Origin of the sequence: Azohydromonas sp. (assembly GCF_035325925.1) — a bacterium.
Taxonomy (GTDB): Bacteria; Pseudomonadota; Gammaproteobacteria; order Burkholderiales; family Burkholderiaceae_C; genus Calidifontimicrobium.
Window position 1 is genome coordinate 25,265 of sequence record NZ_DAOKZA010000014.1, and the last position, 16,815, is coordinate 42,079.

The 16,815-nt window shown below is 72.5% G+C and carries 16 protein-coding genes; 8 read left to right on the top strand and 8 right to left on the bottom strand.

The genetic code is table 11. The features are described 5' to 3' along the window. Positions 1–15: 15 nt before the first annotated feature. Entirely contained in the window at positions 16–2,748 is a 2,733-nt protein-coding gene (gene polA, locus PKC53_RS07295) for a DNA polymerase I (protein ID WP_324427711.1), read from the bottom strand. 66 nt (positions 2,749–2,814) lie between these two features. On the opposite strand from polA, the gene PKC53_RS07300 reads away from it, so the two are divergent. From PKC53_RS07300 to PKC53_RS07325, 6 genes are all read left to right on the top strand, one after another. Further along, a complete protein-coding gene (locus PKC53_RS07300) occupies positions 2,815–3,141 on the top strand; it encodes a hypothetical protein (protein WP_324427712.1) in 327 nt (108 codons plus the stop codon). A gap of 8 nt (positions 3,142–3,149) precedes the next feature. Next, positions 3,150–4,127: a homoserine kinase gene (locus tag PKC53_RS07305; protein WP_324427713.1), complete on the top strand. Its 978-nt coding sequence runs from the start codon at positions 3,150–3,152 to the stop codon at positions 4,125–4,127. A 4-nt stretch (positions 4,128–4,131) separates the two neighbouring features. Further along, a complete protein-coding gene (locus PKC53_RS07310; RefSeq protein WP_324427714.1) occupies positions 4,132–4,965 on the top strand; it encodes a BPSS1780 family membrane protein in 834 nt (277 codons plus the stop codon). Positions 4,966–5,079: 114 nt separating this feature from the next. Next, positions 5,080–6,015, top strand: a complete 936-nt coding sequence (locus tag PKC53_RS07315; RefSeq protein WP_324427715.1) for an amidohydrolase family protein — start codon at positions 5,080–5,082, stop codon at positions 6,013–6,015. Positions 6,016–6,029: 14 nt separating this feature from the next. Beyond that, entirely contained in the window at positions 6,030–6,944 is a 915-nt protein-coding gene (locus tag PKC53_RS07320; protein ID WP_324427716.1) for an amidohydrolase family protein, read from the top strand. 56 nt (positions 6,945–7,000) lie between these two features. After that, positions 7,001–8,371, top strand: a complete 1,371-nt coding sequence (locus PKC53_RS07325) for a UbiD family decarboxylase (RefSeq protein ID WP_324427717.1) — start codon at positions 7,001–7,003, stop codon at positions 8,369–8,371. 97 nt (positions 8,372–8,468) lie between these two features. On the opposite strand, the gene PKC53_RS07330 is transcribed toward PKC53_RS07325, so the two are convergent. Further along, positions 8,469–8,657, bottom strand: coding sequence for a hypothetical protein (locus PKC53_RS07330; protein ID WP_324427718.1), 189 nt, complete (start codon positions 8,655–8,657; stop codon positions 8,469–8,471). A gap of 13 nt (positions 8,658–8,670) precedes the next feature. On the opposite strand from PKC53_RS07330, the gene PKC53_RS07335 reads away from it, so the two are divergent. Further along, positions 8,671–9,543: a hypothetical protein gene (locus tag PKC53_RS07335; RefSeq protein WP_324427719.1), complete on the top strand. Its 873-nt coding sequence runs from the start codon at positions 8,671–8,673 to the stop codon at positions 9,541–9,543. Continuing rightward, entirely contained in the window at positions 9,540–10,103 is a 564-nt protein-coding gene (locus tag PKC53_RS07340; RefSeq protein ID WP_324427720.1) for a c-type cytochrome, read from the top strand. The genes PKC53_RS07335 and PKC53_RS07340 overlap by 4 nt, the downstream gene beginning before the upstream one ends. 18 nt (positions 10,104–10,121) lie before the next feature. Here the strand turns inward: PKC53_RS07340 and PKC53_RS07345 are convergent, their stop codons facing one another. From PKC53_RS07345 to PKC53_RS07370, 6 genes are all read right to left on the bottom strand, one after another. After that, entirely contained in the window at positions 10,122–11,162 is a 1,041-nt protein-coding gene (locus PKC53_RS07345) for an XdhC family protein (protein ID WP_324427721.1), read from the bottom strand. A gap of 18 nt (positions 11,163–11,180) precedes the next feature. Next, positions 11,181–12,230 (bottom strand): GTP-binding protein, encoded by a 1,050-nt coding sequence (locus PKC53_RS07350; protein WP_324427722.1) that lies wholly within the window; start codon positions 12,228–12,230, stop codon positions 11,181–11,183. Continuing rightward, positions 12,227–14,551 carry a xanthine dehydrogenase family protein molybdopterin-binding subunit gene (locus tag PKC53_RS07355; RefSeq protein ID WP_324427723.1) on the bottom strand — a complete coding sequence of 775 codons (2,325 nt, stop codon included), beginning with the start codon at positions 14,549–14,551 and terminating at the stop codon, positions 12,227–12,229. Before PKC53_RS07355 ends, PKC53_RS07350 begins: the two co-directional genes overlap by 4 nt. Next, the gene (locus PKC53_RS07360) at positions 14,548–15,024 is read right to left on the bottom strand and encodes a (2Fe-2S)-binding protein (RefSeq protein ID WP_324427724.1); all 477 of its coding nucleotides are present in this window, start codon (positions 15,022–15,024) and stop codon (positions 14,548–14,550) included. Before PKC53_RS07360 ends, PKC53_RS07355 begins: the two co-directional genes overlap by 4 nt. Then, positions 15,021–15,887, bottom strand: a complete 867-nt coding sequence (locus PKC53_RS07365; RefSeq protein ID WP_324427725.1) for a xanthine dehydrogenase family protein subunit M — start codon at positions 15,885–15,887, stop codon at positions 15,021–15,023. Before PKC53_RS07365 ends, PKC53_RS07360 begins: the two co-directional genes overlap by 4 nt. Positions 15,888–16,214: 327 nt before the next feature. Then, positions 16,215–16,814: a UbiX family flavin prenyltransferase gene (locus PKC53_RS07370; RefSeq protein WP_324427726.1), complete on the bottom strand. Its 600-nt coding sequence runs from the start codon at positions 16,812–16,814 to the stop codon at positions 16,215–16,217. Between the last annotated feature and the right edge of the window lies 1 nt (position 16,815).

Genomic DNA, 16,815 nt, shown 5'->3' on the forward strand with positions numbered 1-16,815 from the left:
CGCTTCGGGGATTCCTCAGTGCGCCTGGTCCCAGTTCGCGCCGACGCCGACCTCGGCGAGCAGCGGGACCCGCAGTTCGGCGACGCCGGCCATCAGCCGCGGCACCGCGTCGCGCGCCCAGGCGAGCTCGGCGTCGGGCACCTCGAACACCAGTTCGTCGTGCACCTGCATGATCATGCGCGTCGCGCGCTGCTCGCGGTCGATCGCGCGCTGCACCGCGATCATCGCCATCTTGATCAGGTCCGCCGCAGTGCCCTGCATCGGCGCGTTGATCGCCTGCCGCTCGGCGGCGGCGCGGCGCGGGCCGCTGCCGCCCTTGATCTCGGGCAGCCACACGCGCCGCCCGAACAGCGTCTCGACGTAACCCTGCTCGGCGGCGCGCCGGCGCGTCTCGTCCATGTAGCGCCTGACGCCGGCGAAGCGCTGGAAGTAGCGGTCGATGTAGTCCTTCGCCGCCTTGGTCTCGATGCCCAGGTTGCTCGCCAGCCCGAACGCGCCCATGCCGTAGATCAGGCCGAAGTTGATGACCTTGGCGTAGCGGCGCTGCTCGCTGCTCACGGCGTCGAGCGGCACGCCGAACACCTCGGCGGCGGTGGCGCGGTGCACGTCCAGCCCCTGCGCGAAGGCGCGCAGCAGGCCGGGGTCCTCGCTGATGTGCGCCATGATGCGCAGCTCGATCTGCGAGTAGTCGGCGCTGACGATGACGTGCCCCGTCGGCGCGACGAAGGCCTCGCGGATGCGCCGCCCCTCGGGCGTGCGGATCGGGATGTTCTGCAGGTTCGGGTCGTTGCTCGCCAGCCGACCGGTCACCGCCACCGCCTGCGCGTAGCTGGTGTGCACGCGCCCGGTGCGGGGGTCGACCATCTGCGGCAGCTTGTCGGTGTAGGTGCCCTTGAGCTTGGCCAGGCCGCGGTGTTCGAGGATCTTCGCCGGCAGCGGGTAGTCGGCGGCGAGCTCGGTCAGCACGTCCTCGTCGGTGCTCGCCGCGCCGCTGGCGGTCTTCTTCTTCACCGGCAGCCCAAGCTTGCCGAACAGGACCTCGCCGATCTGCTTCGGGCTGCCCAGGTTGAACGGTTGTCCGGCAAGTTCGTAGGCTTCGCGTTCGAGCGCGACCATGCGCTCGGCCAGCTCGCGGCTCTGCTGCGCCAGCAGCTTCGCGTCGATCAGCACGCCGTGGCGCTCGATGCGCGCGAGGATGACGCTGACCGGCAGCTCGATGTCCTGGTAGACGCGCCGCAGCCCCGGCTCGGCGGCGATGCGCGGCCACAGCACATGGTGCACGTGCAGCGCCATCTCGCTGTCCTCGCCCGAGTACTCGGTGGCGCGCTGCACGTCGACCTGCGAGAACGGGATCTGGTTCGCCCCCTTGCCGCACAGGTCCTCGTAGCTCAGACCCTTGCGGTTCAGGTGCCGCTCGGCGAGTCTCTCGAGGCCGTGGCCCAGGTGCGCCTCGAGCACGTAGCTCTCGAGCAGCGTGTCGTGCGCGACGCCGGCCAGCGCGATGCCGTGGTTCGCGAACACGTGCGTGTCGTACTTCAGGTGCTGGCCCATCTTGGCCGCCTTCGGGTCCTCGAGCCAGGGCTTGAGCCGTGCGAGCACGTCGGCGAGGGGCAACTGCGCCGGCGCGTCGGCGTAGTCGTGGGCGAGCGGCACGTACGCCGCCTCGCCCGGCGTCACCGCGAAGCTCACGCCGACGATGCGCGCGCGCATCGGGTCGAGCGAGTCGGTCTCGGTGTCGAGCGCGACCAGCGCGGCGCCGGCGACGCGCTGCATCCAATGCTCGAGCCGCTCCCACGCAAGCACCGTCTCGTAGTGGCGCGCGAGCGGGGCCGCGGCGTCGCCGGCCGCCGGCGGCGCGCCCTCGGCCGCGCCGCCGAGCGCTTCTTCCAGCTCGCGCTTCCACGTGCGGAAGCCGTAGCGGTTGAAGAAGTCGAGCAGGCCCTCGCGGTCGACGTCGCGCAGCCCGAGCGCGTCGAGCGAAGGCCAGCCGGGCACCGCGCCCGACAGGTCGCAGTCGGTGGCCACCGTGACGAGGCGCCGGGCCTGCGGCAGCCAGTCGAGCGCCTTCTTCAGGTTCTCGCCCGCGGCACCCTTGATGCCGTCGGCGGCGGCGATCACGCCGTCGAGCGAGCCGTGCTCGGCGATCCACTTGGCCGCCGTCTTCGGGCCGACCTTCTCGACGCCGGGCACGTTGTCGACCGCGTCGCCGACCAGCGTCAGGTAGTCGACGATGCGCTCGGGCGGCACGCCGAACTTGGCCGTCACGGCGTCGACGTCGAGCGTCTCGTTGCTCATCGTGTTGACCAGCGTGACCTGCGGCGAGACGAGCTGCGCGAGGTCCTTGTCGCCGGTCGAGATCACGACGCGCTGGCCGGCCTCGGCGGCGCGCCGCGCCAGCGTGCCGATCGCGTCGTCGGCCTCGATGCCGGGCACCTCGAGCACCGGCCAGCCGAGCAGGCGCGCCACCTCGTGGATCGGCGCGAGCTGCTGCGCCAGCGGCCCGGGCATCGGCGGGCGGTGCGCCTTGTATTCGGGGTACCACGCGTCGCGGAACGTCGGGCCCTTGGCGTCGAACACGCAGGCCGCTTGCGCCGCGGGCACCTGCTCGCGCAGGCGCCTGAGCATCGCGATGAAGCCGTGGATCGCGCCGGTGGGGAAACCGTCGGGCGCGGTCAGGTTCGGCATCGCGTGGTAGGCGCGGTACAGGTAGCTCGACCCGTCGACGAGCAGCAGCGTGTCTTGCGTCATGCCGGCATGGTACGGCGCGGGCGCGCGCACCGACCGTGCCCGAGGGGCGTCGGTAGAATCCCTCGCATGTCGCCGACCCCGATCCGCCTGCTGGCCTGGACCTTCGCATGGCTGTGCTCGCAGGCGTGGGCGCAGCCGCCGCTGGCCCCGTCGGGCGCCGCGCCGACCCCGCCCGAGCCGCGCGTGCAGCGCAGCGTGGTCGAGGACGACGGCGTTCGCGTCGAGGAACTGCGCGTTCGCGGCGAGGTGCGGCGCATCGTCGTGCAGACCAAGGGCGAACGCGGGTCGCGCTACGAGGTGCTGCCCGCCGACGGGGCGCGCAACCTCGCCCCCGGCCCCGGCTCCACCCGCGGCGCCGCCGGCCAGCGCGTGTGGCACGTGCTGAGCTTCTGACGGCGTTCATGGCGGTGTTCACCGAGGTCTCGTTCGACGAGGCCGACGCCCTCGTCGATCGGCTCGACATCGGCCGCCTGGTCGCGCTGCACGGCATCCGCGCCGGCATCGAGAACACCAACTACCTCGTCGTCACCGACCGCGGCGAGTGGGTGCTGACGCTGTTCGAGCGCCTGGGCCTCGACCAGCTGCCGTTCTACCTGCACCTGATGAGACACCTGGCGCGCAAGGGCCTGCCGGTGCCCGAGCCGCGCGCCGACGCCGGCGGCGAGATCCTGCACACGCTGCGCGGCAAGCCGGCGGCGCTGGTCGACCGGCTGCCCGGCGCGCACCAGCTGGCGCCCGACGCGCACCACTGCGCGCAGGTCGGCGAGGTGCTCGCGCGCATGCACCTGGCCGTCGCCGACTACCCGCGCCGGCAGCCGAACCTGCGCGGGCTCGACTGGTGGGCGCGCACGGTGCCCGAGGTGCTGCCGCACGTCGATGCGCCGCAGGCCGCGCTGCTGCGCGACGAACTGGGGTTCCAGCAGGAGCTCGCCGCGTCGCCGGCGCACGCGGCGCTGCCGCGCGGGCCGATCCACGCCGACCTGTTCCGCGACAACGTGATGTTCGACGGCCTGCCCGGGCGCGAGCGGCTCACCGGCGTGCTCGACTTCTACTTCGCCGGCGTCGACGCCTTCGCCTTCGACCTGGCGGTGTGCCTGAACGACTGGTGCGTCGACCTCGACAGCGGGCGCGGCGTCGACGAACGCGCCGCGGTGCTCGTCGGCGCCTACGAGGCGGTGCGGCCGCTGGCCGGCGGCGAGCGCCGCCTGCTGCCGGCGCTGCTGCGCGCCGCGGCGCTGCGTTTCTGGCTGTCGCGGCTGCGCGACTGGCACCTGCCGCGCGACGCGCAGTTGCTCGAGGCGAAGGACCCGGCGCCGTTCGAGCGCGTGCTGCGCGGGCGCATCGCCACGCCGTGGCACCCACCGCCGCCGGCCGACTGACCCGATGGCCCTGCACCTGCGCACCGTCGAGCCTCGCCAGGGGCTGGCGTGGCTGAAGGCGGCGTTTCGCACCTTCTTCCGCCGCCCGCTGGCGTTCACGCTGCTGTTCGTCGTGTTCCTGCTCGGCGCGCTGGTCGCGATGGCGCTGCCTTACCTGGGCGGCATCGTCGTGATGATGGCGCTGCCGCTGCTGTCGCTGGGCTACATGGTGGCCACGCGGTCGGCGCTCGCCGGCGGGCCGGTGCACCCCGGCCAGCTGTTCGAGCCGCTGCGCGGCGACGACCGCCGCCGCCGCGCGTTGCTGCAGCTGTGCGCCTACTACGCGCTGGCGACGCTGCTGGTGATGGTGGTGTCCGACGCGCTCGACGGCGGGCGCTTCGAGCGCGTGCAGGTGCTGCTGGCCACGCCCGATCGCAGCGGCACCGAGACCGCCGAACTCGACGCGCTGTTCGACGACGACCGGCTGCTGTGGGGCGTCGTCGCGCGCTTCGGCCTGACCGCGCTGCTGGCGATCCCGTTCTGGCACGCGCCGCCGCTGGTGCTGTGGGGCGGCCAGGGTGCGCTGCAGGCGCTGTTCTCGAGCACGCTCGCGGTGTGGCGCACGCGCGCGGCGATGCTGCTGTACGTCGGTGGCTGGCTGGCGATGATCGCACTGGTCAGCGTCGCGTTCGGCCTGCTGTTCGGCCTGCTCGGCGTGCGCCAGCTCGCCGGGCTGGTCGCGATGCCCGCGGCGCTGGTGTTCACCTGCGTGTTCTACGTGTCGCTGTACTTCACGTTCACCGACACCTTCGGCGACAGCCCCGCGCCTCAAGGCGACGACGCGATGGCCGCGGCCTGAAGGCGGTCCGCGCCCCGGGCTGATCGCCGGCGCCGATCAATTTATCCCGTTGCCCCCGTTTGTCGATCGACACGGCGGTGTCAGCATGGGTGTGCCCCACCCGTGAGGACCGCGATGATCATCGACACCAGCTGTTACCCCACCGACCAGGTCGACCTCGCCTGGTGGCACGACGGCGAGCCCTTCACCGGCGAGCGGCTGCTCGCGATGATGGACGGGCCGTACTTCGTCAACGGCAAGCCGCGGCGCATCGACAAGGCGTTCATCCAGCCGCCGCAGGGCAACACGATCTACACCTGGACCGACGGCGAGCTGTCGGGGCGCGAGTCGATCGACGCCTACATGGCCTACACGCTGAAGATGGTGCAGGCCCACCCCGACCGCTTCATCGGCTGCTTCGTCTACAACCCGCGCTGCGGCGTCGAGGCCAGCGTCGAGGCGCTCGAGCACTACGTGAAGGTGCACGGCTTCAGGATGGTGCAGATGCAGGCCAACATGCACGCCTACCGGCCCGACCGCGCGCTCGACTGGGTGCGCCCGTGCTTCGAGAAGTGCGCCGAGCTCGGCGTGCTGGTCAAGCTGCACACCGGCGACGGCCCGTACAGCATCCCCACCGAGTGGGTGCCGATGATCAAGGCCTTCCCGACGGTGAACTTCATCATGGCGCACTTCGGCGTGCAGACCGGCGGTGTGTACTGCTTCGAGCCGTACCAGTGGGCGATGGAACTGCCCAACGTCTACTGCGAGTCGGGCTGGTGCCTGCAGTCGCGCATCGTCGAGTTCGCCAAGACGCTGCCCAGGCACAAGATCCTGTTCGGCAGCGACACGCCGCCGAACGAACCTGGCATGTGGCTGCGCCTGCTCGAGGTGCTGTGCAGCAACCCGCCGCAGGGGCTCAACCTCGACGAGGACACGCTCGAGGATTACCTGGGCAACAACGTGGCGCGCATGGTCGGCCTGCCGACCTCGCCGCCGCCGCGCAGCTTCGACGAGGCCTGCGAGCGGCTCGGCCGGCGCGTCGAGCCGCAACCCGTGATCCCGCTGTACTGAGCCGCGAGCGCATCATGATCATCGACACCCACCTGCACCCGACCAACCTCGTCGACGAGGCCTGGCGCCACACCGGCACGCCGTTCACCGGCGAGCGCATGCTCAAGCTGATGGACGGGCCGTACATGATCAACGGCAAGCCCCGGCGCATCGACATGGGCTTCATCCAGCCGCCCCCGGGCAACACCGGCTACCGCGACGGCAACCGGCGCGGACGCGACGGCATCCGCGACTACATGGCCTACATCGCCGAGCTGTGCCAGAAGTACCCCGACCGCTTCATCGGCAACTTCACCTACAACCCGCGCTGGGGGCCGGAGAACGGCGCGCTCGAGATCGAGCACCACCACAAGGCCTACGGCTTCAAGATGATCAAGCTGCACGCCAACATGCACGGCTACCGGCCCGACCGCGCACTCGACTGGCTGCGCCCCGCGATGAAGATGTGCGCCAAGTACAACATCGTGGTGCTGATCCACACCGGCGACGGGCCGTTCACGATCCCGACGATGTTCTACCCGATCATCCGCGAGTTCCCGATGGTCAACTTCATCATCGGTCACTTCGGCATCCAGACCGGCGGCAACTACAGCTTCGAGGCGTTCTGGATGGCGATGGACACGCCCAACGTCGTCTGCGAGTCGGGCTGGTGCTTCCAGGCGCGCATCGCCGAGTTCGCCAAGCAGCTGCCCAAGCACAAGATCGTCTTCGGCACCGACAGCCCGCCGAACGAACCCGGCATGTGGCTGCGCGAGCTCGAGATGCTGTGCGCGCCGCCGCCGCACGGCATCGGCCTCGACGAGGACACGCTCGAGGACTACATGGGCAACAACATCGCGCGGCTGGTGGGCATCAAGACCACGCCGCCGCCGCGCGACATGGCCGAGGCGCAGGCGCGGCTGACCGACACCTACGCGATGGTCGACTGACCCGCCGCGGCGGCGCCCGACGACGCCGCTGCGCCACCGGGCGACGGAGCAACGGCATGCACATCGACGGCGCGCAGGACGCGCAATCGTTCATCGCGCGCTACCGTGCCGAGCGGCCCGACGACGTGCTCGTCGTCGGCGAGCCGGTGTCGGCCGACCAGGAGATCACCGCGGTCGTCAACGCGCTCGAGCGCGACGGCCGCCGGCCGCTGTGCCTGTTCGAGCGCGTCGGCGGCCTCACGGTGCCGGTGGCGACCAACCTGTTCGCGTCGCGCGAGCGCGTCGCGCACTGGTTCGGCGTGCGCGTCGACCGGCTGCACGAGGCCTACCAGGCGCGTGCGCGCGCCGCCTGCGCGCCGCGCGTGGTCGAGTCGGCGCCGGTGAGCGAGGTCGTGGTCAGCGACGGTATCGACCTGGCGCACCAGCTGCCGATGCTGCGCCACTTCGCCAGCGACCGCGGCCCGTACGTGACCAACGCGGTGATCGTCGCCGAACACCCCGACACCGGCGCCGGCAACATGAGCTACCACCGCTCGACGCTGCACGCGCGCGACGCGCTGGCCACCAGCCTGCACTCGCGCGGCGACCTGTGGCGGCTGCTGCAGATCGCCGCCGCGCGCGGGCGACCGCTGCCGGTGGCGATGGTCGTCGGCATGCACCCGCTGGTGATGCTCGCCGCGTCGGCGCGGCTGCCGTTCGGTGCCGACGAGCGCCACGTCGCCGGCGGCCTGCTCGGCGCGCCGCTCGAGGTGGTGCGCACGCCGCGCCACGGCATCGCCGTGCCGGCGGGCGCCGAATACGTGCTCGAGGGCGTCATCGACCCCGCGGCGCACGCCGACGAGGGGCCGTTCGGCGAGTTCACCGGCTACTCGTCGAACCGCTCGACGAACAACCTGCTGCAGGTGCACACGCTGATGCACCGCGCGCGCCCGATGCTGGTCGACGTGATGGGCGGCAACGCCAGCGAGCACCTGAACCTGGCGCGCATCCCGCGCGAGTCCGAGATGGTGGAGAAGATCCGCCAGCGATTTCCCAGCGTCACCGCGCTGCACTACCCGACCTCGGGCACGCACTTCCACGCCTACGTCGCGCTCAAGCCGATGCGCGACGGCGAGGCGCGCCAGGTCATGCTCGGCCTGCTCGGCTGGGACCCGTACCTGAAGACCGTGATCGCGGTCGACGACGACGTCGACGTGACGCGCGACGAGCAGGTGCTGTGGGCGCTGGCCACGCACTTCCAGCCGCACCGCGACCTGATGGTCATCGACGGCCTGCCCGGCAGCGCGCTCGACCCGTCGGCCTCGGGCGCGGGCACCACGTCGCGCATGGGGCTGGACGCGACACGCGGCCGGGACTTCGACGGCGTGCTCGCGCAGATCTCGCCGCAGGCGCTCGAGCGCGCCGCGGCGATCCTCGAGCCGCGCTGAGCGCATCGGCAAGCCGCGGTGCGGCGGCGGGCGATGGCCCGCCGCCGCCGGCTCCTCTGGGCGATTCCGCGGCGCGCGGCGGCGCACACAGTACGGGTCACGCGATCCGATCCGCCACGCCGACGCCGCCGCCCGCCCCAAGCTCCGTCCGCCGCGCCGCGACCGCGCTGCTGTGCGGCGCGTCGCTGGTCGCCGCGGCGGCCGCCGACCCCGTCTGGCCGCAGCGGCTGACCGACACCGGGCTGCCGCTGAACGGCGAACCGCCGGCCGACATCGCCGGCTTCACGCCGCAGTACCCGTTGTGGTCCGACGGCACCCTCAAACGGCGCTGGATCCGCCTGTCCGCGGGCGCGGCGATCGACGCGTCGGACCCCGACGCCTGGCGCTTCCCCCCCGGCACGCAGCTGTGGAAGGAGTTCGCGCTGGGCGGGCGCAAGCTCGAGACGCGGGTCGTCGAACGCCGCGCCGACGGCCGCTGGCACTTCGCGGCCTACGTGTGGGACGCGGCCGGCGGCGATGCCACGCTCGCGCCGGCCGAGGGGATGACGATCGCCGAGGACGGGGCGCCGAACGGGCGCTACGTCGTGCCCTCGCGCAAGGACTGCCTGGCCTGCCACGGCAGCACGCGCGTGCCGGTGCTCGGTTTCTCGGCGCTGCAGCTGTCGCCCGACCGCGACCCGCTGGTGGCACCTCGCCCGCAGCGCGGCGACGTCGACCTGCGCAGCCTGGTCGGAGGCGGAAAGTTGCAGCGGCTGCCCGCGGCGCTGCTCGAGGCGCCGCCGCGCATCGCCGCCGACTCGGCGGTCGAGCGCGCGGCGCTGGGCTACCTGCACGGCAACTGCGCGCACTGCCACAACCGCAGCGAGTGGCGCGCGCCGGTGCGGTTAACGCTCGAACAGTCGGCGACGGACCCGGCAGCTTCGTCTGCCGCCGTGCTGCGCTCGCTGGTCGACGCGAGCAGCCGCTGGCGCCCCCCGGGTCGCCGCGACGACGCACGCATCGCGACGCCGGGCCGGCCCGACGACAGCGTGCTCGTCGTTCGCATGCGCACACGCGACGCGCGCACGCAGATGCCGCCGCTGGGCACCGACCGCCCCGATCCCGAAGGTCTGGCGCTGGTGCAGCGCTGGATCGAACACCACCTCACCCGCTCGATGGAGAACGCACCGTGACCACCGCCCGAATCCCGCCGCACCGCGCCAACCGCCTCGCCGCGCGCCGGCCACTCGCCACCACGGCCACGCTGGCGGCAGCGCTGCTCGCTGCCAACGCCGCCGCCCAGGTCGGTGGCGCGCCGAGCGTCGAGATGGCCGCGCGCGGCAAGTACCTGGTCGCCACCCCGGGCTGCATGGACTGCCACACGCCGCTGAAGATGGGCCCCAAGGGGCCGGAGCCCGACCTGTCGCGCACGCTGTCGGGCCACCCCGAGGGCCCTTGGCTGGTGATCTCGTCGGCCACCAACACCGCGTTCGCCGGCCCGTGGGGCGTGAGCTTCGCGGCCGACCTGACCCCCGATCCCGACACCGGCCTGGGCGAGTGGACGTTGCGCGACTTCCGCGAGACGATCCGCACCGGCCGGCACATGGGCCGCGGGCGCGAGGTGCTCCCGCCGATGCCGATCCCGGTCTACGCCAATTTCACCGACGACGACCTCGCGGCGATCTACGCGTACCTGCGCACGCTGCCGCCGGTGCGCAACCGCGTGCCCGAGCCCTGGCCGGCGGCGAAGTGAGGCGCGCGGCCCGGCCGCTCAGCGCAGCGGCTCGGCGCCGCACAGCACCGCGCCGCCGGGTGCGACCTCGAGCATCGCCTTCGCGGTGGCCACCTCGGCCGCCGGCGGCAGCGCGACGCCGTTCTTCACCGCGAGCAGTTCGGCCATCACGCTGACCGCGATCTCGGCCGGCGTCTTGCTGCCGATGAACAGGCCGATCGGCCCGCGCAGCCGCGCCAGCGCGTGCGCCGGCACGTCGAAGTGCTCGGCCAGGCGCACGCGGCGCGCGTCGTTGTTGCGCCGCGAGCCGATCGCGCCGACGTAGAACGCCTCGCTGCCCAGCGCCTCGATCAGCGCCAGGTCGTCGAGCTTGGGGTCGTGGGTGAGCGCCACCACCGCGCTGCGCCGGTCGGGGCGCAGCGCGCGCACCGCGTCGTCGGGCATCTCGGCGCTCAGCGCGACGCCGGGCACCGCCCAGGTGTCGCGGTACTCGCTGCGCGGGTCGCACACGGCGACGCGAAAGCCGCTGAACAGCGCCATCGTCGCGACGTACTCGGCGAGCTGGCCGGCGCCGATCAGGAGCAGCCGGTACTCGGGGCCGAAGGTCACGGCCAGCGTCGCGTCGTCGCGCCGCAGCCCCTCGGGCCGGTCGGCGGGCTCGAGCGTGACGGCGCCGTCGGCCAGGCACACCCGCCGGCGCATCAGCGCGCCGGCTTCGAGCCGCTCGACCAGCGCGGCCAGCGTCGCCGCGTCGGGGTCGAACTCGAGCAGCAGCTCGAGCGTGCCGCCGCAGGGCAGGCCGAAGCGGTGCGCCTCGTCGGCGGTCACGCCGTAGCGCACGAAGCGCGGCGCACCGTGCGGCAGGCCACCGTCGTGCACGTGGCGCGCGATCAGGTCGTCCTCGATGCAGCCGCCCGACACCGAGCCGACGGCAACGCCGTCGTCGCGCAGCGCCAGGATCGAGCCCACCGGCCGCGGCGACGAGCCCCAGGTGTGGACCACGGTGGCCAGCAGCGCGTGCCGGCCCGCGGCACGCCAGTCGCGCAGCGCGCGCAGCACCGTCAGATCGAGGTTCTCCATGCCGCGATGGTACGGAGCTCAGTCGGCCAGGCAAGCGCGCAGGCCGCGGTCGAGTTGCGCCTCGTCAAGTTCGCGGCCGATGAACACCAGCTTGCTCTGCGGCTTGCGCCCGCCCCAGTCGTCGGCCGGCTGCAGGTCGATCAGCCGGTGCACGCCCTGCAGCACGTGGCGGCGCTCGTCGCCGTCGATCGCGACGATGCCCTTGAGGCGGAACAGCTGGTCGCCGCGCGCGTCGGCCAGCGTCGCGAGCCAGTCGAGCAGGCGCTGACGGTCGAACGCGGCGTCGAAGACGCGCGACACCGAGTCGACCGAGGGGTCGTGCGCGTGGCCCGGCGCATCGGCGTGGGCGTGCGCGTGGTCGCAGTGCGCGTCGCACGCGTGCGCCAGCGCGTCGTCCTGCAGCACCATCGGCGGCGGCAGGAAGCCGCTGATGCCCAGGATGCGTCCGACGTCGACCCTGGCGTAGCTCGAGCGCAGCATCTCGGCGGTCTCGTTGATCGCGCGCACGCGCGCCTCGAGCGTCGTGAGCTCGTCCCCGGTCGCGAGGTCGACCTTGTTGATCACGATGCGGTCGGCGGTGACGATCTGCTCGACCGCCTGGTTGTCGGCGCCGTCGAGCCGCGGGTCGTCGAGGTGCGCCAGCGCATGCTTCGCGTCGACCAGCGTGACGATGGCGTCGAGCCGCACCTGGCGCGCGACCTCGTGGTCCATGAAGAAGGTCGCCGCCACCGGCGTCGGGTCGGCCAGCCCGCTGGTCTCGACCAGGATGTGGTCGAAGCGCTCGCGCCGCGCGAGCAGCTTGCCCAGCACCTGCACCAGGTCCTCGCGCACGTCGGCGACGCAGCAGATGCACCCGTTGGTCATCTGGTAGATCTCCTCCTCGCTGCTGAGCACGAGGTCGGAGTCGACGTCGATCTCGCCGAACTCGTTCTCGATCACCGCGATGCGGTGGCCGTGGCGCTCGGTCAGGATGTGGTTCAGCAGCGTCGTCTTGCCCGCGCCCAGGAACCCGGTGAGGATCGTCACCGGCACCGGACGCGCGCGCGCGAACAGCGTGGGCTCGCTCATGGATTCACCTCGGCCAGGGCCTGCAGGACCTTCTCGGGGGTGATCGGGAAGGCGCGGAAGCGCACGCCGATCGCGTCGTGCACCGCATTGGCGATCGCCGGCCCGATCGCGATGATCGGGTCCTCGCCGATGCCCTTGGCGCCGTACGGGCCGCCGGGGTCGGGGGCGGTCTCGAGCATGATCGTGCGGATCGGCGGCATGTCCATCGACAGGGGCATCTTGTAGTCGACGAAGCTGGCGTTCAGCGAACGGCCGGTCCGGGGGTCGACCAGGTGGTCCTCGGTCAGCGTATGGCCGATGCCCTGCTGGATGCCGCCCTCGATCTGTCCCGACGCCGCCACCGGGTGGATCACCTTGCCGAACTCGTGCACCGGCACGACCTGCAGCACCTCGATCTGCCCGGTCTCGGTGTCGACCGCGACCTCGACGAAGTGCGCGGCGAACGAGTAGGCCTTGGTCGGCGTGTAGCTGCCGTGGCCGACGAGGTGCGCCGACGGAATGCCGAGCGCCGGCTGCATGACCTCGCGCACGCCGACGCTGCGCTGCGGGTGACCGGTCACCGAGACGACGCCGTCGCGCACCACGAGGTCGCGCGGTGGCGCGTCGAGCCGCTGCGCGGCGCGCTCGAGCATCTGCGCCTTGACCTGCTGCGCCGCGATCTGCGCCGCGCGCCCGACCATGAACGTGGTGTGGCTGGCGAAGGCGCCGATGTCCCACGGCACGACGTCGGTGTCGCCGTGCACCACCGAGACGTCGTCGAACTTCACGCCCAGTTCCTCGGCGACGATCTGCGCCAGCGCGGTGTGCGCACCGGTGCCCAGGCCCGCGGCGCCGGTCAGCAGCGTCGCGCTGCCGTCCTCGTTCATCTTGACGATGGCATTGCCCTGTTCCTTGATGCCGGGGTAGGCGCTCGAGCCGTGCATCTCGCAGCCGATGCCCCAGCCGTAGCGCAGCGCACCCTTGGGCGCGCGCTTGCGCGGGCGCTCGACGCCCCAGCCGACTTCGGCCATGCCGCGGCGGATGCAGTCCTCCAGGCCGTGGCCGACCAGCGGGTGGCCCGACGGCGCGACGTCGCCGTCGCGCACCGCGTTCTTCAGCTTCAGCGCCGCCGGGTCCAGGCCGAGCCTCTCGGCCGCCTCGTCCATCTGCAGGTCGAGCGCCCAGTACGCCTGCACCACCCCGTAGCCGCGGAACGCGCCGGCGATCGGGTTGTTGGTGTAGACGCACAGGCCCTCGAGGTCGACGTTCTCGCAGCGGTACAGCGAGGTCAGCGATGCGGTGCCGACGTTGGTCACGCCCGGCCCGTGCGAGCCGTAGGCCCCCGAGTCGTACACCAGGCGCGCCTGGCGTGCGGTGATCGTGCCGTCACGCTTGAACCCCTGCTTGAGCCAGATGCGGCACGGGTGACGCGATCGCCCGCCGAGGAAGGTCTCCTTGCGCGTGAACTCCATCTTCACCGGCTTGCGCGTCTGCCTGGCGAGCAGCGCGCACAGGAACTCGTGCTGGAACAGGTCCTGCTTGGCGCCGAATCCGCCCCCCATGTGGTCGACGAGCACGCGCACGTGGTTCAGCGGCAGCCCGAGCACCTCGGCGAGCGCGCCGCGCACCATGAACGCGGTCTGCGTCGAGCTCCACATCGTCAGCTTGCCGTTGCCGTCCCACTGTGCGACGCAGACGTTGGGCTCCATGTACGCCGGCGTCGGGCGGCCGGTGCGGTACTCGCCCTCGATCACGACGTCGGCGTCGGCGAAGCCACGTTCGACGTCGCCGCGCACGACGCGCGTGGGCGGCTGCACGAGGTTGCCGCCGGGGCCGACGTCGTGGATCAGCGGTGCACCGGGGGCGCGCGCGGCGTCGGTGTCGAACACCGCCGGCAGCGGCTCGTACTCGACTTCGATCAGCGCGAGCGCCTGCTCGGCGATCTCCTCGCTGACCGCGGCGACCGCGGCCACGCCCTCGCCCCAGTAACGCACCTTGCGGTCGAGGATGTACTGGTCCTTCGTGCACGACGCCGAGCGCGGGTGCGGCGAGCCGTAATGCAGCACGCGCGGCACGTTCTCGTGCGTGAGCACCGCCTTGACGCCGGGCAGCGCCAGCGCGCGCGACGCGTCGATGCGCACGATGCGCGCGTGTGCGACCTGGCTGCGCAGCGTCTTGCCGTACAGCATGCCGGGCAGTTGCAGGTCGCCGACGTAGACGGCGTTGCCGGTGACCTTGTCGAGCAGGTCGCGGCGCTTGACGCTGTGGCCGACCACCGCCAGGGCGCCGGCGGCCTCGGGCTGCGCCAGCGCGCGCGCCTCGTCGATCACGTGCGCGTTCATGCCGCGACCTCCTGCCGCGCGCAGCGCTGCACCGCCTCGACGATCTTCGTGTAGCCGGTGCAGCGGCAGATGTTGCCGGCCAGCGCGAAGCGGATCTCGGCCTCGGTCGGGTTCGGGTTCTCGTCGAGCAGCGCCTTGGCCATCATCAGCACGCCGGGGGTGCAGAAGCCGCACTGCGCCGCGCCGCACTGCATGAACTGCTCCTGCAGCGGATGCACGTGGTCGGGGCCGGGCTGCAGGCCCTCGATGGTCTGCACCTCGGCAGCTTCGGCCTCGACGGCGAGCACCAGGCAGGCGTTGACCGGGCGACCGTCGACGACGACGGTGCACGCCCCGCAGTCGCCGACGTCGCAGCCCTTCTTGGTGCCGGTCAGCGCGGCCTCGACGCGCAGGGCGTCGAGCAGGCTGCGGTGCGGCTCGACGTGCAGCTCACGCGGCTCGCCGTTGATCGTCAGCTTCACCAGTCGTTTCATCGTGCTCGCTCCAGGGATTGTTCGATCGCGCGCCGGGTCAGCACGCCGACCATGCGGCGGCGGTACTCGGCGCTCGCGCGCACGTCGCTGATCGGCCGGCTCTCGTCCATCGCGGTGCGCGAGACGACCTCGAGCAGGCCCGGGCCGACCCGCTCGCCGCGCAGCATGTCCTCGGCGCGGCGTGCGCGCATCGGCGTCGGCGCGACGGCACCGAGCACGATGCGCACGCCGTCGACCGCGCCGTCGTCGGCCAGCGTCAGCGACACCGCGACGCCGACGGTGGCCAGCTCCATCGCCTTGCGCCGGCCGTGCTTCAGGTAAGCCTTGCCGCTGCGCGCCGGCGGGGGCGGCAGCGTGAACGCGGTGACGATCTCGTCGCGCGCGAGCACGGTGCGCCCCGGCCCGGTGAAGAAGTCCTCGGCCGCGATGCGACGCGCACCGTCGGGCCCGTGCGCATGCACGACGCCGGCGTCGGCGATCAGCGGCGGCAGCGTGTCGGCCGACGGCGAGGCGCGGCAGACGTTGCCGGCCAGCGTGGCGCGGCAGCGCACCTGGATCGACCCGAGCTCGCGCGCCGCCTGCCACAGCCCTGCGTAGTGGCGCTGCACGTCGGGCGAGGTCTCGATGTCGCGCACCCTGACGAGCGCGCCGACGTGCAGGCCGTCGCGCGCGTCGTAGCTCAGGCGGTCGAGCGCCGGCACGCGCTTCAGGTTGATCAGGTGCGCCGGCCTGCGCACCTGCTCCTTCATCTCGACCAGCAGGTCGGTGCCGCCGGCGAACACGCTGGCCTGGCCGTCGTGGCAGCGCAGCAGCGCGACGACATCGTCGAGCGTGGTCGGCGCGTGGTAGTCGAAGGGCCTCATCGGCAGTTCCCTCACGGTGTCTGACGCGTGCATCGTGCAGGGCCGCCCCCGATCGGTAAACGGGCTGAGTCGTATATCTTGATCGGATCACTCGATGAGTGCCGCTCGATGCCGCGGCGCCCGTCGTCGCCGGGTCGGCATGGGGACGGCCCGCGCGGGTCGGACCGGTGCGGTCGCCCGCGCTGCGCACTGCCGCGGCCTTGGCGGGTCGGCTGCCCGCGCTCCGCGGCGGCGCCGTCGTGCGGTGCGGGTGCACCCGGCTTCAGCATGCGCACGCCTCGCGCACGGCGGGTGCAGCGGGCCCCGGCGCCGCGCCGAGCCGGCGCGTCAGCCCGCGACCGCCGCCCTGCGCTCGGCCGCCGTACCGGCCCAGCGGTGCACGGTGCCGACGTCGAGGTCGAACAGGTCGAGCACGCGGCCCAGCGTGTGGTCGACCATCTCGGCCAGGTTCGCCGGACGGGCGTAGAACGCCGGCACCGGCGGCGCGACGATCGCGCCCATCTCGGTGACCGCGACCATGTTGCGCAGGTGCACCAGGCTCAGCGGCGTCTCGCGCGCGAGCAGCACCAGGCGCCTGCGCTCCTTGAGCATCACGTCGGCGGCACGTGCGATCAGCGACGCCGCGTTGCCGGTGGCGATCTCGGCCAGCGTCTTCATCGAGCACGGCGCCACGACCATCCCCAGCGTGCGGTACGAGCCGCTCGCGACGCACGCACCGACGTCGCCGTTCGAGTGCACCTGGTGCGCCAGCGCGTGCAGGTCGGCGAGCTTGGTCCCGCTCTCGCAGGCCATCGTCAGCTTCGCGGCGCGGCTGACGACCAGGTGCACCTCGAGGTCGTCGACGCCGCGCAGCAGCTCGAGCAGCCGCTGGCCGTAGACGAAGCCCGACGCGCCGCTGATGCCGACGACGATGCGGCGCATCGCCACG